The organism is Brevibacillus sp. SIMBA_040 (assembly GCF_046535075.1).
GTDB lineage: Bacteria > Bacillota > Bacilli > Brevibacillales > Brevibacillaceae > Brevibacillus.
Genome location: NZ_JAWRXI010000443.1, coordinates 1 through 230, shown reverse-complemented (window position 1 = coordinate 230; position 230 = coordinate 1). Strand labels below are relative to the sequence as shown.

Below are 230 nucleotides of genomic sequence, written 5' to 3'. Positions count from 1 at the left end.
ATCGGACCTGGTTCTTTAGCTAAAAATATTATTGTTGTTGGTGCAACAGATATCATTACAGCAAATAGTGGCAGATATGTAACTTCTGCTGATGTTGTGCATTCTGATTATAGTAGTGCAGGACCAAGAGATGATGGAGGTATCAAACCAGATATTTCAGCTGTTGGAACAAACGTAGGAAGCGGTTCTACTGCCGAAAACACTACAGGAAGTCAAAGTTTAACTGTTGG

At 39.6% G+C, this 230-nt stretch carries 1 protein-coding gene; it reads left to right on the top strand.

Annotated elements, in window-relative coordinates:
- The coding region (locus SB752_RS33375) for a S8 family serine peptidase (protein WP_410719656.1) at window positions 1-230 on the top strand (230 nt) is incomplete at both ends.